The 22,291-nt window shown below is 73.7% G+C and carries 15 protein-coding genes; 4 read left to right on the top strand and 11 right to left on the bottom strand.

Annotation, left to right across the window (positions count from 1 at the left end):
* Positions 1-25: 25 nt before the first annotated feature.
* Both C6361_RS30125 and C6361_RS30120 read right to left on the bottom strand, forming a co-directional pair.
* Positions 26-1,186, bottom strand: a complete 1,161-nt coding sequence (locus C6361_RS30125; RefSeq protein WP_107269808.1) for a cytochrome P450 — start codon at positions 1,184-1,186, stop codon at positions 26-28.
* 9 nt (positions 1,187-1,195) lie between these two features.
* On the bottom strand, positions 1,196-1,888 hold the full coding sequence (locus C6361_RS30120; RefSeq protein ID WP_107269807.1) for a methyltransferase: 693 nt from the start codon (positions 1,886-1,888) through the stop codon (positions 1,196-1,198).
* 209 nt (positions 1,889-2,097) lie between these two features.
* Here C6361_RS30120 and C6361_RS30115 point away from each other — a divergent pair, with 209 nt between their 5' ends.
* On the top strand, positions 2,098-3,048 hold the full coding sequence (locus C6361_RS30115) for a hypothetical protein (RefSeq protein WP_159079564.1): 951 nt from the start codon (positions 2,098-2,100) through the stop codon (positions 3,046-3,048).
* A gap of 102 nt (positions 3,049-3,150) precedes the next feature.
* Here C6361_RS30115 and C6361_RS30110 read toward each other — a convergent pair whose 3' ends face one another.
* A complete protein-coding gene (locus tag C6361_RS30110; RefSeq protein WP_234359111.1) occupies positions 3,151-6,114 on the bottom strand; it encodes a M36 family metallopeptidase in 2,964 nt (987 codons plus the stop codon).
* A gap of 458 nt (positions 6,115-6,572) precedes the next feature.
* On the opposite strand from C6361_RS30110, the gene C6361_RS30105 reads away from it, so the two are divergent.
* Entirely contained in the window at positions 6,573-7,871 is a 1,299-nt protein-coding gene (locus C6361_RS30105; protein ID WP_159079563.1) for an ABC transporter substrate-binding protein, read from the top strand.
* A 176-nt stretch (positions 7,872-8,047) separates the two neighbouring features.
* On the opposite strand, the gene C6361_RS37260 is transcribed toward C6361_RS30105, so the two are convergent.
* The 4 genes from C6361_RS37260 to C6361_RS30080 all read right to left on the bottom strand — a co-directional run bounded on the left by C6361_RS37260 (position 8,048) and on the right by C6361_RS30080 (position 14,063).
* Positions 8,048-9,418 carry an alpha-L-fucosidase gene (locus C6361_RS37260; RefSeq protein ID WP_159079562.1) on the bottom strand — a complete coding sequence of 457 codons (1,371 nt, stop codon included), beginning with the start codon at positions 9,416-9,418 and terminating at the stop codon, positions 8,048-8,050.
* Between the two features lies 1 nt (position 9,419).
* Entirely contained in the window at positions 9,420-11,327 is a 1,908-nt protein-coding gene (locus tag C6361_RS30095; RefSeq protein ID WP_107269804.1) for a polysaccharide lyase family protein, read from the bottom strand.
* 296 nt (positions 11,328-11,623) lie between these two features.
* Positions 11,624-12,670 (bottom strand): IniB N-terminal domain-containing protein, encoded by a 1,047-nt coding sequence (locus C6361_RS30090; RefSeq protein ID WP_159079561.1) that lies wholly within the window; start codon positions 12,668-12,670, stop codon positions 11,624-11,626.
* A 421-nt stretch (positions 12,671-13,091) separates the two neighbouring features.
* Positions 13,092-14,063, bottom strand: coding sequence for a YafY family protein (locus tag C6361_RS30080; RefSeq protein WP_107269801.1), 972 nt, complete (start codon positions 14,061-14,063; stop codon positions 13,092-13,094).
* A 62-nt stretch (positions 14,064-14,125) separates the two neighbouring features.
* On the opposite strand from C6361_RS30080, the gene C6361_RS30075 reads away from it, so the two are divergent.
* Both C6361_RS30075 and C6361_RS30070 read left to right on the top strand, forming a co-directional pair.
* Positions 14,126-14,701 carry a DinB family protein gene (locus tag C6361_RS30075; RefSeq protein ID WP_107258729.1) on the top strand — a complete coding sequence of 192 codons (576 nt, stop codon included), beginning with the start codon at positions 14,126-14,128 and terminating at the stop codon, positions 14,699-14,701.
* A gap of 5 nt (positions 14,702-14,706) precedes the next feature.
* Positions 14,707-15,141 (top strand): VOC family protein, encoded by a 435-nt coding sequence (locus tag C6361_RS30070; protein ID WP_107263973.1) that lies wholly within the window; start codon positions 14,707-14,709, stop codon positions 15,139-15,141.
* Between the two features lie 58 nt (positions 15,142-15,199).
* Here C6361_RS30070 and C6361_RS30065 read toward each other — a convergent pair whose 3' ends face one another.
* From C6361_RS30065 to rhaI, 4 genes are all read right to left on the bottom strand, one after another.
* A complete protein-coding gene (locus tag C6361_RS30065) occupies positions 15,200-17,398 on the bottom strand; it encodes an acyltransferase family protein (protein WP_107269800.1) in 2,199 nt (732 codons plus the stop codon).
* 144 nt (positions 17,399-17,542) lie between these two features.
* Positions 17,543-19,024, bottom strand: coding sequence for a rhamnulokinase family protein (locus tag C6361_RS30060; RefSeq protein ID WP_107269799.1), 1,482 nt, complete (start codon positions 19,022-19,024; stop codon positions 17,543-17,545).
* Positions 19,025-19,060: 36 nt separating this feature from the next.
* Positions 19,061-21,124: a bifunctional aldolase/short-chain dehydrogenase gene (locus C6361_RS30055; protein WP_107269798.1), complete on the bottom strand. Its 2,064-nt coding sequence runs from the start codon at positions 21,122-21,124 to the stop codon at positions 19,061-19,063.
* Between the two features lie 2 nt (positions 21,125-21,126).
* On the bottom strand, positions 21,127-22,290 hold the full coding sequence (rhaI, locus tag C6361_RS30050) for an L-rhamnose isomerase (protein ID WP_107269797.1): 1,164 nt from the start codon (positions 22,288-22,290) through the stop codon (positions 21,127-21,129).
* Position 22,291: the final 1 nt, after the last annotated feature.

The raw sequence follows: 22,291 nt of genomic DNA, 5'->3' as shown, positions 1-22,291 counted from the left end.
TTGGGAGTCGGGCCGGGGATCCGGGTCAGCGACGGGCGACGACCAGCGCGTCCGGCATCCGGAACGAGAGGTTGTCCGGGCACCAGGGCGCCCGGAGCACGGTCACGTCGGTAAGCAGCGGCGCCGTCTCGGCGACCACCACCGCCGCCTCCATCCGGGAGAGCTGGGCGCCGACGCAGCGGTGCGCCCCGGCGCCGAACGCCAGGTGCCGGCGGGAGCCGCGCTGCCCGGGTACGAACGCCTCCGGCGCGGCGACCACCGCCGGGTCGCGGCCGGCGCGGGCCAGCCAGAGCACCAGGCTGGCCCCCTCCGGCACCCGGGTACCGGCCAACTCGGTCTCCCGGGCGGCCACCCGGCGCCAGGTGACGATCGGCGGCTCCAGCCGCAGCCCCTCCTCGACCACGTCCTCGACCCGCACCGTGCCGGCCCGCACCCCGGCGACCACCTCCGGGGTGCCGGTGAGCCGGTGCAGCAGCAGGGTGAGGAACTGCGAGGTCGTCTCCTGGCCGGCGACCAGCAGGAAGAAGAGCGCCCCGATGACGACGTCCGGCGGATGCCCGGCGGCGCGCAGCACGCCGGCCAGCCCGGCGCCGGTGGCGGCGAACTCCCGCAGTACGGCGTGGAACCGCCCCACCACCTCGGCCAGTACCCGCTGCCGCGCCGGGTCGACCGGTGCCCAGAAGAGTTCCAGGGCGGCCCGGGTGAACTCCTTGACCACCTCGGCCGGCGCCTGCGGCAGCTCGACCAGCCGGGCCAGTACCAGCAGTGGCAGGTCGGCCGCGAGGTCCGCGTACAGGTCGACGGGGTCACCGGCGTCGAGCGCGGCGCCGAGCCGGCCGACCCGCTCCCGCACGACGGCGGTCAGCCACGGCCGCTGGGCCGCGACCCGGTCCGGATGCAGCGCCTCCGCCACGATGCGCCGGATCTCCGGATGGGTCGGACCGCCGTTGTTGGCCAGCGTGGCGGGCAGCCGGAAGCCGTGCCGGGCGAGGATCCGGAGCGCACCGACCGGGATCGGGGTCATCGCGTCCAGCGCGTTGTCCGGGCGGAACGTCTCGGGGTCGGCGAGCACCTGGCGGACCAGCGCGTGCCGGGTCACCACCAGGTGCTCGACCCCGACATGGTCCGGCACGGCGGCCACGTCCGGCCACGACCGCTCGACCGGTTGCCAACTACGGAACAGCACCCGACCACGCTAGCCAGTACGGCCGGCGCGGCCGGTGTCGCCGGTCGCCGGGGTGACCTTCGTCAGTTCCCAGACCCGGCTGTGCTTGACCCGGACGCTCTCCAGGGCGACCGTGACCGGGATGTCGTAGCCGGCCAGCGGCGCGAACCGCCCCCGGGGCAGGTACGCCCGCTCCGGGTCGCCGACCAGCACCCGGGCACCGGCCCGGGACGCCCGGATCAGGAACCGGAGCACCCGGTTCGCCATCGCCTGGCTGTAGAAGACGTCACCGGCCAGCACCACCTCGGCGTCACCGGCGTCACCGTCCAGCACGTCGCCGAGTTCGCCGGCCACCGCCACCCCGTTGGCCTCGGCGTTCACCTCGACGGCGGCCAGCGCCATCGGGTCGATGTCGACCGCCCGGACCTGCGCGGCGCCGGCCCGGGCGGCGGCGATCGCCACCAGCCCGGAGCCGGACGCCAGGTCCAGCACCCGCCGACCGGCGACCGTCTCCGGATGGTCGAGCAGATAGCGGGCCAGCGCCTGGCCGCCGGCCCAGGCGAAGGCCCAGAACGGTGGCGGCTGCTCGCTGCGGAACTCGCCCTCGGTCAGCTCCCAGAGGCCGATCGGCTCGGCCGCCTGGTGCAGTCGGATCTCCGGTACCGCCGACACCGGGGTCAAGTGGGCGTAGGTTCGGACGAACTCCGCCGGGCTCTCGGACACAACCGCCGATTCTGCCGGTCGGCCCGCCGGGCACCCCGGGCGCCCCCGGGCACCCCGTACCCGGGCGTGTCGCGGTGCAGTGGTAACCGGTTCAGCACTGCGCGTCAAAAGTGCCCTCTTCATTACTGAATGGTGCTGATACGCCACTCTTCCGCGCCTCCACCGGTGGCCATAGCGTCGATCCGTACGTAATCGGCGCGGAATGGGTGGTGGTTACGGTGTGGCGGCTCGCGACCCGGTTCGGGTCCACGCTGGTCTGTGCGACGGCGGGCTGGGCGATGCTGCCGGCCGCGCCGGCCGACGCGGCTCCCGGCTTCGACACCGCACTGACCCAGCTGCCCGGCCAGTTCGTGGCCGGCGCCGGTGCCGAGACCGTCACCGCGGTGGTCTCCACCACCCTCGACGGCGACTGCCGCAAGGTCCGCTGGTCACTGGTGCTGCGCGCGGACGGGCTGCGGCTCGACCAGATCGGGATCGACCGGATCGAGGAGCCCGGGGTGATCCCGACCGACGTCCGGGGCGAGGGCGGCGCGGCCCGGATCACCGACCGGGACCTGGACCCGGGCACGCTGTGCCGGAACCGGACGGTCACCGCCCAGTACCGGCTCGCCGTCGACGAGGCGGTCACGGACGGGCGGATCGAACTCACGGTCGAGGCGTTCGACGCCCAGTCCCGGCTGCTCGACCGGACCAGCGCCACCCGCGAGGTGGTCAGCGAGCGGGGCGGGCCGCCGCGACGGCGTGCGACCGCACCCGCCACGCCGGAGCGGAACCGGCCCACTCCGACCGAGGCGGCGCCGAGCCCGACCGAGCCGGTCGAGCCGGAGCCGACCGAGTCGGTGGAGGGCGACTCCCCGGTACTCGCCGAGGGGCCGGACGGGGCCGCCGGGTCGGACGAGGGCGGCGCGGGCGGCGGCGAGGCCAGTGCCACCGCCGGCCGGGGCGGGACCGGGCTGACCGAGGTCGGCTTCGCGGTCGGCGCCCTGCTGCTCTTCCTCGGCGCCGGCCTGCTGCTCCGGCTGCGCTCCCGGGATCGGTTCGCCGAGGCGGCGCCGATCCCCGCACCGGCGCGGCGGGGCCGTCCGGCCGCCGCCCGGCGGGGCCACCGGGAGGCGGTACGCCGACGCTCCGGCGCCGCCCACCACTACCCCGACTGGTGACCCGACCGAGGACGTGAACCGACGGTCACCCGACCGAGCACGCAAAGCGGCCCCGCCCGATCCTGACCGGGATCGGACGGGGCCGTTGCCTGCTCCCCGCGGCTACCTGCCGAACGCCTGGAACTCGGCGATCCGGACCTGGCTGCGGGCCGGGCTGGAGGTGCCGCAGTCGGTGCTGGTCGCCGGGTCGTTGTCCTGCTCACCGGCGTACTCCGGGCCGCCGGTGCACTGGCTGTGCAGCACCTGGATCCGCAGGTGCGTGGCGACGGTGCGCGGGATGTCGAAGGTACGCAGGTTGAGGTCCCGCGAGTACGCCCGGTACTTCCCGCCCGGGAACGCGTCCGGCCGGCTGGTGTACACCTTCCGGTAGTTGGCGTCCACGGTGCAGTCGACCCGGCTGGCGTCGCAGGCGAGTACGGCGAAGGAGCGCAGTGCCGACAGGGCGTTCTGGCTGCCCGGGTCGGCCGGGTCGGCGGCGTTGGTCGGCCGCAGGTAGGCGCTGACGTTCACCCTGCGTACCGTCTGCGGCCGGTCCCCGGCGAGGTCGACGGTGACCTGCCGGCCGGCGACCCCGTCCAGGGAGGCCCAGTTGGTCGCCTCGGTGTCGTCGACCAGCTTGTCGGCGTTGACCCCGTCCCCGGCCACGGTCGCGCCGGAGGCGGCCGAGGCGAGGTTGCGGTCCAGCTCCAGTTCCAGGGTGACCGGCCGGTCGCCGTGCCGGCCCCACCCGGACCTGAACTCCCGGCTGAACCGGCTGTGCCCGAAGCCCGGTGCGACGGCCAGGAACGAGAACTTCGTGCCGGCGATCACCTCGAAGGTGTCCGGCAGCGGGGTGGCCGGGTCGGTGTCCGCGACCGGGACGGCCCGGGCCTCGTACGCGCCGAGGTAGAGCCGGATCGGTGCACCCTTGCTCTCGCCGTCGGCCTTGAGTCGCACGGTGACGTTGCGGGCGTGCGGTGAGGCGAAGCTCGGGGTCGGGTCGGTGTCGGCGGAGCCGTTGGTGGCGGCGTCCCGACCCATCCCGGAGACGGCGAAGGCGTCCCAGATGATGTCCTGGTTGGCCCCGCCGAACCGGAGCTGGTCCGCGGCGAGCAGGTTGTCCCGCATGTCCAGCATGCTGACCGAGCTGGCCGCCTGGAGCAGGTACGAGTCGAAGACGAGCTGCGTCCAGCGCCGGTTGCCGGGGCACTTCTCCACCGCCACCCGACCGATCGCGCAGTCGAGCTGCTTTGCCGGCGTGCCCTGGCCGTACCGCCTGAGCAGGGCGGCGCGGACCCGGAAGTTGGTGGCGCTCCAGATCTCGCCGTCGGCGTGCACCGCCGGGCCGGCCGTGTTGTAGCCGACGTCGGAGTAGTTCAGCGGGCTGCGGCTGAAGTCGTGGTTGCGGATGCCGCTGACGGTGTTGCCGGTGACGTAGCCGCCGGTGATGAAGGGCGTCTCGCCCGGTGCCCGCAGGTTGTGCTGGAAGAGGTACTCCGAGCCCATCAGGTCACCCCAGGACTCGCCCATCGCACCGCCCTGGTGGCCGCTGATGCCGCTGTTCGGGCCGGCGATCATCCGGTTGGTGACCGCGTGCATGTACTCGTGCCCGATCACCGTCATGTCGTAGTCGCCGTCCACGCAGGGCGGGTACGGGCCACCGGCGGCGGGCTGCCACAGGTACATGTTGGTGGTCGGCGGGAGGCCGTCGCGCGGGCTGTTCTGGTTGGCGTTGTTCCGGTTGCCGCTGCGGGCGCCCTGCTGGGCGCGGCCCTGCTCGGCGTCGCCGCCGAGGCCGTCGGCGGTGAGGTTGACCGCCTGGAGGTTCCAGGCCGCCTCGTCGAAGCCGAGCCGGTAGGTCCAGTCGTGCATCCGGTTGTGCATCGCGAAGAGGTTCGCGATCGCCGCGTCGGCGTCGTTGCGGTGCGCGGCCGCGAAGACGGCCGGGTCGCACTTCGAGGTCTTCCACGGGTCGGTGAAGGGATAGACGTAGTCCCGGGTCGGGCTCTCGGTCAGCGGTACGGCGGGGGTGTCGCCGCCCCAGGAGACCACGGTGTTGGCCGAGTTGCCCCGGGCGGTGTGGGTCGGCTGCCCGGTGGTCAGGTCGACGTCCCAGGCCTGCCCGCTGTTCGGGTCCCGGACCGGCCGCTCGCAGCCGCGTTCCACGGTCAGGCACCAGAGCACCCGGGAGTCCCGGCCGGGCCCGGTCCGGCTGGGCGGGGTGGCCGGGAAAACGGCCCACTTCGGGTTGTCGGAGTCGAAGTCGACCAGGTCCTCCCGGACCAGCACGCTGCTCCGCTCGGCGTCGACGAAGGTGGTGAACGCGGTCGGGTGGTCGGTGCGGTCGGAGATCAGGGTGACCTCCCAGGCGGCCCGGGGCGCGTCGTCCGGCATCGGCACGGCGACCTGCCGGATGTCCCGGCTGGCCACCTGGTCGGCGGTGAGGCCGGCGTCGGCGAGCGCGACCGCGTACGCCTGGTCGGCGGTGACGGTGACCGGCTGGGGGGTGCCGGTGTGCCGGGAGAGCGAGGAGCTGACGTTGATCACGTTGCCGCCGGTGACGGCGATGCTGACCAGCCCGTCGTAGCCGGCGGGCAGGTCGCCGAAGCGCTGCCGCAGGGTCACCACGGCACCGGTGCCGACCCGCCGGACCAGCAGCTTCTCCAGGCTGGCCACGGCCGAGGCGTCCAGGCCGAAGAGTTCGCTGTTGCGGGTCAGGTACTGCCGTGCGGCCGTCTCCGGGTCGGCGTCCAGCCCGGTGGCGAGCGGACCGTCGGTGGCGGTCAGCGCGTGCGGGGTGCCCAGCGCGTTCCACCGGACCGCACCGGCGACCTGGTTGGCCAGGCCGCGCTGCCGGGCGTTCGGGGCGGCCGAGCCGGCCCGGTTGTCCAGGTCCCGGTGGGCGTGGCTGCCGCCGTACGACTCGGGGTGCTCTGCCGGTTGGACCTGACCGCCGGGGTCGTCGGCGGGTGCCGCGTTGGCGGTGGTGGCGCCGGGCAGCAGGGCGGCGGCCAGCACGGCCGCCATCAGCGCGGGCAGCCCGCGCCGACCGGTCCAGATTGTTGATCTCCACCGGGCATGTGGCAAGGGGTCCTCCTTGACGAGGTACGACGAGGCCGACCGGTCAGGCCGGCCCACGGTACGAGAGTTGGATCATGGGCAGGTGTAGATACGTGGATATCAGCGCGTGCGGGGGGAAGCAAGGATCGGTCGGGTACCGGGCAGGGGGCTAGGTCCCGTTCGTATAACGGTTCGGCGCGGCCGGTCCGTTTTCCGGCGTTCTCGCAGGTCCGGCCGGTCTTCGTCGCGGCGGTGTCTCTTGACAAGCGGCCCGCGTCACACCTAGCGTCCGGATCTGTTGGATCGTTTCATTGCCGTACCGCACGACCTGCCACCGCAACTACCGCCCCCGCGACCCGGCCCACGTCGAGAGGGAGGATTCACCGCTGCCCGCCCAGGCATCCCTGCGCCCGCTCAGGCAAGCGGTTTCCTGCCCCGACGTACCGCACCACCGCCGCCGGTCGCCCTTGGGAAGGAGAATGTCCATGGTGCACACCCGACGGGTCCGCCGAGCCGCGAGGGCCGCATCCCTCGCCGCGGCGGCCCTGCTCGTCCTGCCGCTGGCCGCCTGTGGTGGTGGTGACGACGCCTCGGACGGCCCGGTCACCCTCGACTTCACCTGGTGGGGCAACGAAGACCGGGCCAAGGTGACCGAGCAGGCCATCGACCTGTTCGAGAAGAAGTACCCGAACATCAAGGTGAACACCTCGTTCGGTGCCTTCGACGCGTACTTCCAGAAGCTCTCCACCCAGATCGCCGGTGGCGACGCGCCGGACGTGGTGCAGATGGACCGCGCCTACCTGCGGGAGTACGCCGACCGCAACGCGCTGCGCGACCTCACCGAGTACATCGAGGACGACACCCTGAAGGTCGGCGACATCACCAAGACGCTGCTGCCGGCCGGCAAGGTCGGCGACGCGACGTACGCGATCCCGATCGCCCAGAACACCCAGGGTGTGGTCTACGACCCGGCGCTCTGGCAGAAGGCCGGCGTGGCCGCGCCGACCCCCGAGTGGACCTGGGCGGACATGCAGGCCGCCGGGCAGAAGCTGAGCCAGTCCAGCGGCGGCAAGGTGGCCGGCTTCGGCGACTTCGGCTTCGCCATCGACTGGTTCGACATCTGGCTGCGCCAGCGGGACAAGGCCATCTACACCGACGACGGCAAGCTCGGCTTCACCGAGGCGGAGCTGACCGAGTTCTGGACGATGACCGGCCAGATGCGCTCGGTCGGCGCGCTGGCGCCCCCGGCGCTGACCACCCAGCTCGACGGCTCGATCACGAACTCCTCGCTGATCAAGAAGGGTGTCACCGCCGAGGTCAACTACGACTCCGGCTTCACCGGCATGGTCAGCGCGTACGGCGCGCCGCTGGCCATCGCGCCGATGCCGAGCGACACCCCGAAGCGGGGGATGATCGCGGCGATGTCCATGGCCTACAGCGTGGCGCAGCGCAGCGAGCACCCGAAGGAGGCGGCCATGCTGGTCGACTTCCTGGTCAACGACGTCGAGGCCGGCAAGGTGCTGGCGGTCTCCCGGGGCATGCCGGCCAACGCCAAGGTCCGGGACGCGATCGCCCCGAGCCTCGCCCCGAACGACAAGATGGTCTACGAGTTCGAGCAGTCGGTCGTCGACAAGCTGCTGCCGACCCCGCCGCCGCAGCCCAAGGGCGGCGGCGCGGTGAAGGCCGAGTTCCAGCGGATCTACGACGAGGTCATCTTCGGCCGGATCCCGGTCGCCGAGGGTGCCAAGCGGGTCATCGACGAGGCCAAGAGCCAACTCGGCTGACGACCCCGCGACAGCCACGAGAGGTGCCCCCGTCCCGGCCGGGACGGGGGCACTTCTCGCATCTCCGGCCACCCCTGGCGGCGGGGGAGCGCGGGGGACCCGGGCCGCCGACCCGGCCATCCGGCCGGCCGCCCGGGCGTCTCCGGTGACCACGGCCCGCCGACCGCTCCCGGGGGTCAGGAAGCGGGCCGCACCGCGAACACGTGCGCCGGGGCCGGCGGCAGCGGGCCGACCGCCAGCACCGGGCCGTCCGGGCCGGCGGTCACCCCCGGCTCCGCCGCCGCCCGGCCGACCACCCGGAGTCGCGCTCCGGGCGGCAACGACAGCCCGGGTACGCCGAACTCGGGCCCCGGGTCGCCGAGCACGATGAGATAGCCGACGTCGTCGCGTCGGGTGAACCGGACCGGTACCCCGCTGCTGGTGGCCGCCGCCGGCACGGGCCAGGGCCGGGTGCCGTAGATCGCCTCGCCGTGGTCGGCCAGCCACCGCCCCACCTCGTGCAGCACCCTGCGCTGCGCGGCCGGCACGACGCCCCGGTCGTCCGGGGTGATCCCGAGCAGCAGGTTGCCGTTCCGGCTCACCACGTCGGCGAGCAGGTGCACCAGCTCGGTGGCGGAGAGCAGGTGCTCGGCCGTCTCCTGCCGGTTCCAGCCGAACGAGAGCCCGAGCGCCCGGACCGTCTCCCAGGGCTCCGGATCGATCTCCGACCGGATGCGGTACTCCGGGGTACGCACGTCGGCGCCGTACCGGGAGAAGCGGTCGTTGACCACCCCGTCCGGTACCGCCGCGTAGTACGCCGCGACCAGCCCGTCGGCGTCACCGGCCGACGGATAGCCGATGTCGTTCCAGAGCACGCTCGGCCGGTACCGGTCGATCAGCTCGCGCCAGTGCGCGTCGACGTACCGGGCGTACCCGGGGGAGTCGGGGACGCTCGCCGCCACGTCGGCCATCCGGCGGATCGGCAGGTTGCCGAAGGTCCAGTCCAGCCCGCCGGAGTAGTAGAGGCCGTAGCGCAGTCCCCGGTCGCGCACCGCCGTGCCGAGTTCGCCGAGCACGTCCCGCCCGGTCTGCCACCCCGGCAGGTGCGGGTTGGGGTGTGCGGAGGGCCAGAGCAGGTAACCGTCGTGGTGCTTGCTGGTCGGTACGACGTACCGGGCGCCGGCCGCCGCGCAGAGGTCGGCCCAGGGCACCGGATCCCAGTCCCGGACCGCCGCGACGAACTCGGTGCGGAAGTCGGCGTACGGCCGGTCGCCGTACACCCGCCGGTGGTACGCCCGGGTCGGGCCGTCCAGCAGGTAGGTGTTCTGGTACCACTCGGCGTAGGAATGCCGGGCGAGCGGATCGGAACGCCGTACCGCGTCGGCGGAGCCGTCCGGGGTGGAGTCGTCCGGGCTGGAGTCCTCCGGGGCGGTCCGGCCGGCGCCGAGCAGCCGCACCACCTCGTCGTCCAGCGGCGCCCAGCCGGGGACGGAGTAGAGGCCCCAGTGGATCATGATGCCGAACTTGGCGTCCCGGTACCAGGCCGGGGTCTCCCGCTCCGGCCGCACGTCAGTCGATCTCCAGCCGGATAGCGTCGTACGCCGCCTCGTTGCCCAGCTCCGGCGGGGTCCCCTCGTTGATCGCCAGGGTGATCTCGTTGCCGGTCCGGCGCAGCGCGGCCGCGTCGAACCGGAACTCCCGCCGGTAGTGCCGGCCGCCGCAGGCGCTGCGGTAGGTGGCGCCCCGGGCGTCGTCCGGCGCGAAGGTCCAGACCAGCCGCAGGTCGTTCACCCCGATGGTCAGGTTGCTCGGCAGCGGCGGTACGTCCCGGGCGGTGTCCATCGCCCAGGCGGCGAGCGCGACGGTCAGCGTGGCGGTCGCGCCCGGCCGCACCGGGCGGTCGAGGTCGAAGCGGATCCGCCACGGCGGCACCGGTTCCCCGTCGACCCGCTGGAACTGGAGATAGTTCCAGTCGTCGTTCCCGCTGCGCCCGACGGTGTAGACCACCCCGTCCGGGAAGTCGGCCTTGAAGAACCGCGCCGTACCCCACTGCCGGAACTCGTCGCCGCGCCGGAACTCCGCCGAGGTGCGGTCCGGGTTGCCGAGCTGGAAGACCGTCCGGCCGTTGCGGGGCGGCTCCCAGCGCAGCTCGCCGAGGTCGATCCGGCCGCCGGCCGGCACCGTCACGTCGTCGCGGACGTACTCGCCCCAGGTGCCGGGCCGGTAGACGGTGAGCCGGTACGTCCCGGGCCGCACGTCGGGCAGCCGGAACACGCCGCCCGGGTTCACCTCCGTCCAGTACGCGTAGCCGAGCGCGGTGCGCTGGAAGTCCAGCCGGTTGTCCGAGAGCACCGCCACCGCGCCCCGCAGGTGCGGCTCGCCGTCGAGCCGGATCCGGCCGTGCACGGTGCAGCGCCGCGCGCTCGGCGTCCAGCCCGGCAGCGCCACCCGGTCGTAGAGGTCCCGGTGGGCGTCGAAGCTGGCGTACCGCAGCGCCTCGGCACGCATCCGGGCCGGGTCGTCGCCCCGGCTCAGGTAGACGAAGTACGGCCCGTACGTCTTCTCCCACGCCTGGCCGGCGGCCACCCGTACCGGTGGCGAACCGTAATGCGTCGCCTGCGGCTCGACCAGCAACACCGGCCGGCTGGTGGTCTGGTGCAGGGTCAGGTCCTGCCGGACCGGCCCGCCACAGAACGCCTCCCGGTTCGGCTGGACCGCCCAGATCCCGTACCCGTTGCCGTAGAGGCCGTGCACCACGTGATCCTTGAGATAGGTGGCCCAGTCGTACTTGGTGTAGTAGCGCCGGGGATAGGCCGAGCCGAGGCCCGCGAGGTCGTGCGTCGCGTCCATCACCACGGGAGCGGCGGCCAGTTCCGCCGGGGTGGGCATCCGGGCTGCCCCGGCCCGCCACGGCTGCCCGATCGGGTCGTCCTCGACGGAGACGTGGGTGAAGAGTTCCGGGTCGAGGTAGCAGACGTACCGGTGCTGGTCGGAGCGGAAGCCGTGCAGCTCCGGCGGGTGCTGGAAGACGGTGGCCAGGTGGATGCCGGGCTCGCCGGCCCGGACGATGTGGTGCCGCTCCAGCCAGAACGGGCCGCCGTTGGTCGGGCTGTACCGGAAGGCGATGTCGACGAAGTCGTCCCCGCGCCGGATCTCGTACGTGTTCTGCGTCGGCGGCAGCGGCAGCGGATCGCCCTCCATCGCGTTGTTCATGTCGTAGTTGCCTCGGCCGCCGGCGCCGAGCAACTCCCGACCGTGCAGTCGCAGCGAGGTCAGCCGGCTGGCGCTGGTCTTGCTGACGGCGATCCGGACCGGCCCGTTGTCGACGACGATCTCGGTGTCGGTCTCGACGACCTCGCAGTTCGGCGGCGCCTCGCCCCGGGCCGCGCCGATGGCCGTGCCGCCGGTTCCGGCGCCGACCCCGGCGCCGAGGGCGGTCGCGGCGCTGATCCGATGGAAGTCCCTGCGTGCGAGCACGTCGTCTCCTCCCCGACCAGGAGCATCGGATGTCTGTCCACGATGTCTGGACTCAGGAGCCGACCGGTACGGCGGTTCGTGCCGGCGAGACTCCGTCGCCACCCGTGGTTGAAACGAATCAATCGAGGTACGACGCTATTGCGGTACCGCGACACCTGTCAAGGCAGCTTGCTCAGACATCCGATGTCAAGGGTGTCGGGTGTCGCCGGTGGACCCCCTGGAGTAGAAAAGCCGAAGGCGGTGCCCGGACCAGCCGCTTTCTGGTCCGGGCACCGCCGTCTTCGTGCGGGTACGGCTCAGAGGACGCCGTCGGTAAGCAGGTCGGTGGTGCCACCGAGGTCGGCGGCGCCGCCGACCAGCCCGGTCACGCTGCCCAGGGTGCCGTCGACGGCCCCGGTGACCCCGACGCTCCCGGTCAGGTCGGTCACCCCGCCGACGGTGTCGGTGACGCCGTCCAGGCCGACGCTGCCGAGCGTCCCGTCGACGGTGCCGGTGACCCCGCCGACCGTGCCGGTGACGCTGTCCACGGTGCCGTCCAGGTCGGCGACGTTGCCCAGGTCGGTCACGCTGCCGAGGTCGGTCACGCTGCCCAGGTCGGCCACGTTGCCCAGGTCGGTGATGGTGCCGAGGTCGGCGACGTTGCCCAGGTCGGTGATGTTGGTCAGGTCCGTCACGCTGCCCAGGTCGCCGGAGCCGACCAGGCCGGTGGTGCCGGCGACGGTCGAGGTCACGGTGGTCGCGGCGAAGTCGGCGGTGCCGAGCACGCCGTCGACGGTGTCGACCCCGCCCGCGGCGCCCAGCACCGTCGAGTCGAGGGTGTCGGCCAGGTCGTGCACGCCGGACAGGTCCACGTTCAGGCCGCTGTCCAGGCCCAGCACCGGCAGGGCGGAGCCGACGCCGACCTCCAGGCCGTTCGGGTCCACGCTGACGGAGCCCAGGCCGGCCACGTCGACGTCGGCGGCGGTGGTGTAGACCCCGGCGGTGAACTGGTTGGCCACGGTCTGCACCTGGCCGACGACGCTGGTCGGGCTGAGGCTGAGCGAGCCGAGGCCCAGGCTCTCCACCGCGCCGAGGTCGGTCAGGCCCTGCAGCGGTACGGTGTCGACGACCAGCGGGATGACGTCCGTGACATCGCCCGGGACCACGTCGCAGAGCCCGACGCTCTCCAGCGTGCCGGTCGGGTCCAGCTCGTACGCCGCACGCAGGTCCACGTCGGTGAGCAGGTTGACCACGAACTCGTGCAGGGTCTGGGTGCTCTCCACGGCGGGAGTCGCCTCGGGGGCGGGGGCCGGGGCGGGGGCCGGAGCCGGAGCGGGGGTCTCCACGGTCGGTGCCGATTCCACGGTGACGATCTCCTCAGAAGGTTTGGGCGGGATGATCTGGGCATGTCGTTCCAGACCTGGCGCCGACGGTACGGCGTTGCCGACGTACCGGACATCGGGGACGATCCCCGGTTCTCGCCCCCACCGGTTAGGTCCGAGACCCCACCCCCGGTTAGGGGCATAGGGGCTGGCGTGGCCGACCGCCCCGACCGCCGGCCCGGTCACCGATCCGGGGAGGTCGTCGGGCCGACGGATCCGGCCAGTTCATCCCGGTCGCCCCCGGCGGAGTCGGGCACCGGCCCGGGCGCCCCGGGGTCGACGGCGGCGCGGCGCGCAGTTGCGGACCGTGCGGCGCGGGCCGCCGACAGGTCCGGCGGAAATTCGTTCCGCACCAGCCGGTGGAGAGTTCCGGACCAGCCGGTGGAGATGGGTGCCGGGGGCGCTACTCCGGACGGTCCGACCGGGACCGGTCCCGGGCCCGATCCAGCCGTCCGGCCAGCCGGCCGAGTTCGTCGGCCAGTTCGGCGGGTTCGAGCACGGTGAACTCGGGGCCGAGCAGGGCGAGGTGCAGCGCCAGGAAGCCGAGCGAGTCCGCTCCGGTGCGCAGCAGGCAACTCTGCTGGTCCACCGCCTCCACCAGCCCGGCGGTCGGCGGGACCCGCTCGGCGACCTCGGCGGCCGGCGCGTGCACCAACACCCGGGCGCGGTACCGGTACGGCGCCGCACCGACCGAGTCCGCGACGAAGGTCGCCGGGTCGGGCGGGTCGTGCGGCGTGAACCGCGTACCCGTCGAGCGCAGTTCGCCGATCCGGTCCGCCCGGAACGTACGCCAGGCGTCCCGGTCGGTGTCCCGGGCCACCAGATACCAGCGCTGGCCGGTCTGCACCAGCCGGTGCGGCTCGACCCGGCGAATGCTGGCCGTCCCGTCGCGGCTGCGGTAGTCGAAGGTGAGCCGGTGCAGGTTCTGGCACGCCTCGGCGATCACGGTCAGCAGGTCCGGGTCGACGGTGGGCGCCCCGCCGGCCAGCGGGACGGTGGTCAGCCGCAGCGCGGCGGCCCGCTGGCGTAGCCGGGCCGGCAGGATCCGTTCCAGCTTGGTCAGCGCGCGCAGCGAGGTCTCGGCGATCCCGGTCACGCTCTGGCTGGCCGCGGTACGCAGGCTCAGCACGACCGCCACCGCCTCGTCGTCGTCCAGGAGCAGCGGCGGCAGGGTCGACCCCGCGCCGAGCCGGTAGCCACCGGCGACCCCCGGGGTGGCCCGGACCGGATAGCCGAGGTCGCGCAGCCGGGCCATGTCCCGGCGCAGGGTACGCACCGTCACGCCCAGCCGTTCCGCCAGTTCCGGACCGGTCCACTCGGCCCGGGTCTGCAGGATGGCGAGCAGCCGCAGCAGCCGTGCCGAGGTGTCGAGCATTTCCCGAGTCTGCCAGCAAACCAGGAACGATTCTGTCCGCAATTGGGGCTAGCGTGCCAGGCATGGACACCCGCGACGACACGGAGATCGACTGGACCGGGCAACTGCTCGACCAGCTCGACTGGCACTGGCAGCACCAGCTACGACCCCGGCTCGACGGGCTCACCGACGACGAGTACCACTGGGAACCGGTCGACGGCACCTGGGGGGTACGCCCGCGCGACCGGGTCGCCGCCGACACGGCGCACGGCGCCGGCAGCTACGTCATCGAGTACGCGCTGCCGGAGCCGACGCCGCCGCCGGTCACCACGATCGCGTGGCGGCTGGCGCACATCGTCGTCGGAGTCCTCGGACGGCGCAGCGCGGCGCACTTCGGCGGGCCGCCCGTCGACTACGACAGTTTCGACTACGCCGGCACCGCCGCCGGGGCGCTGCGCCAGCTCGACGCGGCGTACGCCACCTGGCGGGACGGGGTACGCGGACTCGACCCGGCGGGGCTGGCCCGGCCGTGCGGCCCGGCCGAGGGCCCGTACGCGGAACTCCCGCTGGCCACACTGGTGCTGCACATCAACCGCGAGACCATCCACCACGGCGCCGAGATCAGTCTGCTCCGTGACCTCTACCGGGCCCGGAGGTGACCGCGATGGCGTACGAGTTCCAGGTGACCCAGGACAGTGCGGACCCGCACGTGCTCGCCGACTGGTGGGCCGAGACGCTCGGCTGGCAGGTGGAGCCCTCCGACGAGGCGTTCATCCGCCGGATGGTCGAGCAGGGGCACGCCACCGAGGACGACACCCGGCTCCACCACGGTGTGCTGGTCTGGAAGGCGGGGGCGGCGATCCGGCACCCCGAGGGGGAGGGGCGGGCGCCCCGGGTGCTGTTCCAGCTCGTTCCGGAGCCGAAGACGGTGAAGAACCGGATGCACCTCGACGTCCGTACCGGTGCCGACGATCTCGCACCGGTGGTCGAGGCGCTGGTGGCGCGCGGCGCGACGTTCCTGCACGACGGGCGGCAGGGCCCCTTCACCTGGGTCACCCTGGCCGACCCGGAGGGGAACGAGTTCTGCGTCTCCCGCTAGCCGTCCGGACTCGCCCGCACCGGGCGCCCGCCGGTCGGGAGGCGGGCGCCCGACCGGGTCAGGAGGCGGGCGGCGCGAGGATCCGATCGAGCGCGCTGCGCAGCCGGGGCGCGAGCGTGGCGGCGTAGCTGGCGGTGAGGTGCTGGTTGTCCCGGTAGACCAGCACGCCGCCGATCACCGGGGCGCAGCGCCGACCGGGGCAGATCGCCGTGGTCAGGTCGATCAGGCCGACCCGGGGCAGGTCGTCCAGTGCCGCGAGTTGCGCGGCCCCGGCGCTGGTCGCCAGCGCGACCTCCCGGTCCGCCCCGCACCGCTTCAGCCGGCGCGGGTTCGCCGCGACGCACTTCGCGCTGTCGCTGGCGAGGATCGGGGTGCCCCGGAGCACCACCGTGGGCACCCGGGCCGAGACCAGGTCCGACCAGGTCCGCCGCATGCCGGCCACCAGCGCGTCGTGTGCCGGCTTGCCGTTCAGCCCCCGGCCGCCGGCCATCGGCTGGTACCGGGAACTCGTGGTCAGCAGCAGGTCGGGCCGCTCCGCGCCGGTGAGCGCGGCCCGGACGTTGCGGTACCACTCGGCGCAGGCCTCCCGCTGCGGCGGCTGCCCGGTCATCGCCTCCAGCCGGAGGAACGGGCAGCTCGGCTTGAGGTACGTCACCAGCCGCCAGCCCTTGGCCGCCGCGACCGCCTGGAGCGCCGGTACCCAGCTCGCGGCGTGGCTGTCGCCGGCCAGCGCGACGGTGAACTCGGCGTCCCGGTCGCCGTAGACGCAGGACCGGGCGAGGCTGCTGGAGACCGGCGGGAAGCAGTTGTGCCGGTAGACGTCGGGCAGGTCGTCGCGGGCGTCGGCCGGGTCCGGGGTGATCGACCGGACCCGGTCGACCGGGACGCCGGCCCGGCTGGTCCGGGGTGACCGGCCCAGCGCGGCGGCACCCGGCGCCGCCGGTGGGGCCGCGCTGGGCAGCGCCGACACCGGTCTGGCGGCCGGTGCCGGGGCCGACTGCTCGGGCGGCCAGACGGTGAGCTGGAAGAGCAGCCCGGCGAGTACTCCGGCGGCGGGGAGCAGCGTGCCGACCCGGAGTACCTGCCCGGGCGACCAGCGGTCCAGGGCGCCGGCCCGGGCCGGGATCTCGACGTACCGGTGGGTGAGGACGGCGAGCAGGACCGCCCCGCCGAGCAGGCCGAGGTCGACGGCCGGCCGGAGGTCGCCGAACCGGGCGTGCGCGCCGACCAGCAGTGGCCAGTGCCAGAGGTGGAGCGGATAGCTGACGGCGCCCAGCGCCCGCAACGGCCGAGCGCCCAACACCCGGTACGCCCCGCCGGACCCTGCCACCGTCCCGGCGGTATCCGTGCCGTCGCCGGTACCCGGGGCGCCGGCCGGGCGGCCGATCGTGCCGCCGGCGATGATCGCGGCCGTGCCCAGCGCGGGCAGCAGGGCCAGCAGCCCGGGAAAGTCCGGACCCGGCCGCAGGGTGAGCACGGCGACCGCGACGGCGGCCAGGCCGGCCCAGCCGAGCAGGGTGCCGAGGCGCCGGGGGAGCCCGGCCAGCCGGGTCCCGAGCAGGGCGAGCGCGGCGCCGAGCGCCGGCTCCCAGCCCCGGGTGGTGGTGACCAGGAAGGCCGGCCCCGGCTCGGCGGCGGTGTACCAGACCGACCAGGCGAACGAACCGAGCCCGAGCAGGCCGGCGGCGATCAGCAGCGGGCGGACGCGGGGCCGCCCGCCCCGGTGTGCGGTCCAGGCTGCGACGCCGGCCACCAGCAGCGACCAGAGCAGCACGAACTGCGCGGCGACCGCGACCACCCAGAGGTGGGCGAGCAGGCTGGCCCCGGCGTCCGGGACGACCGCCTGCGCGTCCTGTGCGGCGAGCCGCCAGTTCAGCAGGTGCCCGGCACCGGCGAGCACGTCCCAACCCGCCGCCGACCAGCGCTCCCGGGGCAGCAGGATCAGGGCCAGCGGCAGCGACGCGGCGAGCACCAGCGTGCCGGCCGGCAGCGCCCGCCGGGCCCGCCGGGCGAGGAATCCGACCAGGTCGATCCGTCCGGTACGCCGCCAGGTGCCGAGCAGGGCAGCGGTGACCAGGAAGCCGGAGACCACCAGCAGGATGTCGACGCCGACGAAACCGCCCGGTACGGCGCCGATTCCGGCGGCGCCGAGCAGCAGCGACCCGACCGCCAGGGCGCGCAGGCCGGTGAGGTCCGCCCGGTGCCCGGGTCGGCCGGCGACGTCCGTCCCGGATCGTGGCCGCGCCTGCGTCACCATCTGCCAACCTCCGGTCCGGTCGTCTGTCCAGTTAGCCCCTTCTTAACAGATAAATACCGTGATAGGCGTGTTTTGTGGCTTGCGAGCGGCACTCACGACCGGCGGGAAACCCGGCGACCGCCGCCGGGCGGGGGAGGACAGCGGCTACCCGTCGGCCAGCCCGGCCCGCTCCGCCGCCGCCCGCCAGGCGGCCTCGCCGCCGGGCCGCGGCCGGTAGGTCCGGGTCGATCCGGTACGCCGCAGCAGCGCCCGCAGCTCCGCCAGCCCGCCGTCGAGTACGCCCAGCGCCCGGGCCTGCACCAGCGCGTTGCCCAGCGCGGTCGCCTCCACCGGCCCGGCCACCACCGGCAGTCCACAGGCGTCGGCGGTGAGCTGGCAGAGCAGCTCGTTGCGGGCGCCGCCACCGACCACGTGCACCACGTCCACGTCCCGACCGGACAGCTCACGCGCCTGGCGCAGCGCGACCCGGTGGGCCAGGGCCAGACTGTCCAGGATGCACCGGGTCAGCGCGGCCGGGCCCTGCGGTACCGGCTCGCCGCGCCGCTCGCACGCCTGGGCGATCCGGGCCGGCATGTCGCCCGGCGGCAGGAAGACCGGATCGTCCGGGTCGACCACGGCGGCCAGCGAGGGTGCCCGGGCGGCGGCGGCGAGCAGGTCGGTCAGGTCGTCGGCCAGCCCCTGCGACCGCCAGACCCGCAGCGACTCCTGGAGCAGCCAGAGCCCCATCACGTTGCGCAGGTAGCGGACCGTCCCGTCCACCCCGGCCTCGTTGGTGAAGTTCGCCGCCCGGCTCGCCTCGGTCAGCACCGGCGCGGGCAGCTCGACGCCGACCAGCGACCAGGTGCCGCAGGAGATGTAGCCGAACCGGTCGTGCTCGGCGGGTACCGCCGCCACCGCCGACGCGGTGTCGTGCGAGCCGACCGCGGTCACCGGCACCGGCCGGTCGGTCCCGACCGCCTCCCGGACCTCCGGGCGCAGCTCGCCGACCCGGTCACCGGGCTGGCGCAGCGGCCCGAAGAGCCGGGCCGGCAACCCGGCCCGGGCGATCAGGTCGGTCGACCACTCCCGGGTACGCACGTCCAGCAGTTGCGTCGTCGAGGCGTTGGTCACCTCGCTCCCGGCGACCCCGGTCAGCCAGTAGCCGAGCAGGTCCGGGATCAGCAGCATCGTCTGCGCCCGGTCCAGGGCCGGGGTGCCGAGTTCGGCGCTGAGCTGGAACAGCGTGTTGAACGGCAGCAGTTGCAGCCCCGTCGTCCGGTAGAGATAGTCAGCGCCGAGCGCCGCCACCACCCGCTCCGGCACCCCGTCGGTACGCCGGTCCCGGTAGTGCACCGGGTTGCCGACCAGCGCGCCGGTGGCATCCAGCAGCCCGTAGTCCACCGCCCACGAGTCGATGCCGACGCTGGCCAGGTCGGGCCGGCGGTGCAGCGCCGCCCGCAGCCCGGTCAACATCTCGGCGTAGAGCCGGGGGACGTCCCAGTGCAGCGTGTCGAGGAGCCGCACCGGCCCGTTGTCGAACCGGTGCACCTCGGTCAGGCTCACCCCGTCGGCGGCGACCTCGGCGAGCATCACCCGGCCGCTGGCCGCGCCGAGGTCGACGGCGGCGACGGCGGTCGAGCCGGTCATCGGAGGAACGCCGTGCTCATCGTAGGAACGCCGTGCTCATCGAAGGAACGCGGCGGCCACGCCGGAGTCGACCGGTACGTGCAGTCCGGTGGTCTGCGACAGCTCGCCCCCGGTCAGCGCGAAGACCGCGTTCGCGACGTGCTCCGGCAGCACCTCCCGCTTCAGCAGGGTACGCCGGGCGTAGTAGGCGCCGAGTTCCTCCTCCGGTACCCCGTACACGGCGGCGCGCTGGGCGCCCCAGCCGCTGGCGAAGATGCCGGAGCCGCGTACCACGCCGTCCGGGTTGACCCCGTTGACCCGGATGCCGTGCTCGCCCAGCTCGGCGGCGAGCAGGCGTACCTGGTGCGCCTGGTCCGCCTTCGCCGCGCTGTACGCGATGTTGTTCGGCCCGGCGAAGACCGAGTTCTTGCTGGAGACGTAGACGATGTCTCCGCCCAGCCCCTGGTCGAGCATGAGCCGGGCGGCGGCCCGGGAGACCAGGAAGGAACCCTTCGCCATCACGTCGTGCTGGACGTCCCAGTCCGCCTCGGTCGTCTCCAGCAGCGGCTTCGAGATGGAGAGCCCGGCGTTGTTGACCACCAGGTCGACCCCGCCGAAGGCGAGCGCTGCCTCGGCGAACGCCCCGTCGATCCCGGCCGCCTCGGTGACGTCCACCGACACCGCGACCGCGCGGTCGGCGCCGCCGATCTCCGCCGCCACCGACGCCGCGCCCTCCAGGTTGCGGTCGGCCACCACCACGCAGGCACCCTCGGCGGCGAGCCGCCGGGCGATCGCCGCGCCGATCCCGGAGCCGCCGCCGGTGACCAGTGCGATCCGGCCGGCCAGCGCCTTCGGCTTCGGCATCCGGCGCAGCTTCGCCTCTTCGAGCTGCCAGTACTCGATCCGGAACTTCTCCGCCTCGTCGATCGGGGCGTACCGGGAGACCGCCTCGGCGCCGCGCATCACGTTGATCGCGTTGAGGTAGTACTCGGCGGCCACCCGGGCGGTCTGCTTGTCCCGGCCGAAGCTGAACATCCCGACCCCGGGCACCAGCACGATCGCCGGGTCGGCGCCCCGGATCGGCGGTGAGCCCGGCTCGGCGTAGCGCTCGTAGTAGGCCCGGTAGTCCTTCCGGTACTCCTCGTGCAGCTCCCGCAGCCGGGCCAGTACGTCCGGCAGCGGCGCGTCCGGCGGCAGGTCCAGTACCAGCGGCCGGACCTTGGTCCGCAGGAAGTGGTCCGGGCAGGAGGTGCCGAGCGCGGCCAGCCTCGGGTGCTCGGCCCGGGAGAGGAAGTCGAGCACCGCCTCGTCGTCGGTGAAGTGTCCGACCTGGAACTGCCCCTGCTGCCGGCTGTCGGTGCTGGCCAGCCCGCGCAGCGTCGGGGCGAGCGCGGCGGCCCGTTCCCGGCGCTGCTCGGCCGGCAGCGCCGCGTACCCGGGCAGCACCGCGCCGAACGGCTCCGCCCGGCCGTGTTCGGCCAGGAACCGGGTCGCGGTTTCGATGATCTCCAGCGACCGGGCCTCGCACTCGTCGCTGGTGGCGCCCCAGGCGGTGATCCCGTGCCCGCCGAGGATCACGCCGATCGCCTGCGGGTTGTCCCGGGCGATCGCGGCGATGTCCAGGCCGAGCTGGAAGCCGGGCCGGCGCCACGGCACCCAGAGCACCCGGTCGCCGAAGCAGCGGCGGGTCAGCTCCGGCCCGTCGGCGGCGGTGGCCAGCGCGATCCCGGCGTCCGGGTGCAGGTGGTCGACGTGCGCGGCGTCGACCAGGCCGTGCATCGCGGTGTCGATCGACGGCGCCGCGCCGCCCCGGCCGTGCAGGCAGTAGTCGAAGGCGGCGACCATCTCGTCCTCGCGGTCCACCCCCGGATAGACGTCGACCAGGGAGCGGAGCCGGTCCAGCCGGAGCACCGCCAGCCCCGCCTCGGTCAGCGTGCCGATGTCCCCGCCGGAGCCCTTGACCCAGAGCAGTTCGACCGGGCCGCCGGTGACCGGGTCCGCCCCGGTCGCCTTGGCCGAGGTGTTGCCGCCGCCGTAGTTGGTGTTGCGCCGGTCGGCGCCGAGCCGGTGGCCCCGGCCCAGCAGCGCGGCGACCTCCGTATTGGTCCGTGCGGTGCCCATGCTCATGCCCCCCAACCAGCCTGCTGCCCGCCGACCCGCTCGGCCGCGATCCGCTCGGCGTAACCGGAGCGGGCGTACGCGGCCATCGGGTCCGGGTCGAGGCCCATCTCCTGGCGTACCTCCGCCAGCAGCGGCCGTACGTCGGTGTTGTAGGCGTCCATCAGCACCCCGTTGGCGCCGAGCACGTCCCCGGCGGCCTGGGCGGCGGCCAGCGCCTCGGCGTCGACCAGCAGCGCCTTGGCGGTCGCCTCCTGGACGTTCATCACCGAACGGATCTGCGCCGGGATCTTCGGCTCGATGTTGTGGCACTGGTCGAGCATGAAGTTGACGCCGGAGTCGGCCCGCAGGGCGTCGGCCCGGACGATCTCGTGCATGATCCGGAAGAGCTGGAACGGGTCGGCCGCGCCGACCATCAGGTCGTCGTCGGCGTAGAAGCGCGAGTTGAAGTCGAAGGCGCCGAGCTTCCCCTCCCGGAGCAGGAAGGCGACGATGAACTCGATGTTGGTGCCCGGGGCGTGGTGGCCGGTGTCGATCACCACCTGGGCCCGCTCGCCGAGCTTGACGCAGTGCGCGTACGCCGTGCCCCAGTCCGGTACGTCGGTCAGATAGAAGGCCGGCTCGAAGAACTTGTACTCCAGCAGCATCCGCTGCTGCGGGCCGAGCCGCTCGTAGGTGGCGTGCAGCGCCTCGGCGAGCCGGTCCTGCCGGGCCCGGATGTCGTCCTGGCCGGGATAGTTGGTCCCGTCGGAGAACCACAGCTTCAGGTCCCGCGACCCGGTGACGTCCATGATGTCGACGCACTCCAGCAGGTGGCCGAGGGCCTTGCGCCGGATTCGCGGGTCGGGGTTGGTGACGCTGCCCAGCCGGTAGTCGTCGTCCTGGAAGACGTTGCTGTTGATGGTGCCGATCCGCACCCCGCGCTCCGCCGCGTAGGACGCGAGCTTGCCGAAGTCGTCGACCCGGTCCCAGGGGATGTGCAGCGAGACCACCGGGGCGACTCCGGTGAAGGCGTGCACCTGCGCCGCGTCGGCGATCTTCTCCTCCGGGTTGCGCGGCACCCCGGGCTGGCTGAACACCTTGAACCGGGTGCCCGAGTTGCCGTACGCCCAGGAGGGCACCTCGATCCGTTGCGCGCGCAGCGCCGCCCGGACGTCGGTCTCGGTCATA

The sequence above is a fragment of the Plantactinospora sp. BC1 genome (assembly GCF_003030345.1).
In the GTDB taxonomy this organism is placed as follows: domain Bacteria; phylum Actinomycetota; class Actinomycetes; order Mycobacteriales; family Micromonosporaceae; genus Plantactinospora.
This window is presented reverse-complemented; position numbering and strand designations above follow the sequence as displayed.

What these genes read in the sequence shown, in the direction of transcription:
- C6361_RS30075 (WP_107258729.1), top strand. Translation starts at nt 14,126, where the DNA reads ATGGACACCCGCGACGACACGGAGATCGACTGGACCGGGCAACTGCTC.
- C6361_RS30105 (WP_159079563.1), top strand. Translation starts at nt 6,573, where the DNA reads ATGGTGCACACCCGACGGGTCCGCCGAGCCGCGAGGGCCGCATCCCTC.
- C6361_RS30080 (WP_107269801.1), bottom strand. Translation starts at nt 14,063, where the DNA reads ATGCTCGACACCTCGGCACGGCTGCTGCGGCTGCTCGCCATCCTGCAG.
- C6361_RS30070 (WP_107263973.1), top strand. Translation starts at nt 14,707, where the DNA reads ATGGCGTACGAGTTCCAGGTGACCCAGGACAGTGCGGACCCGCACGTG.
- C6361_RS30055 (WP_107269798.1), bottom strand. Translation starts at nt 21,124, where the DNA reads ATGGGCACCGCACGGACCAATACGGAGGTCGCCGCGCTGCTGGGCCGG.
- C6361_RS30065 (WP_107269800.1), bottom strand. Translation starts at nt 17,398, where the DNA reads ATGGTGACGCAGGCGCGGCCACGATCCGGGACGGACGTCGCCGGCCGA.
- C6361_RS30060 (WP_107269799.1), bottom strand. Translation starts at nt 19,024, where the DNA reads ATGACCGGCTCGACCGCCGTCGCCGCCGTCGACCTCGGCGCGGCCAGC.
- rhaI (WP_107269797.1), bottom strand. Translation starts at nt 22,290, where the DNA reads ATGACCGAGACCGACGTCCGGGCGGCGCTGCGCGCGCAACGGATCGAG.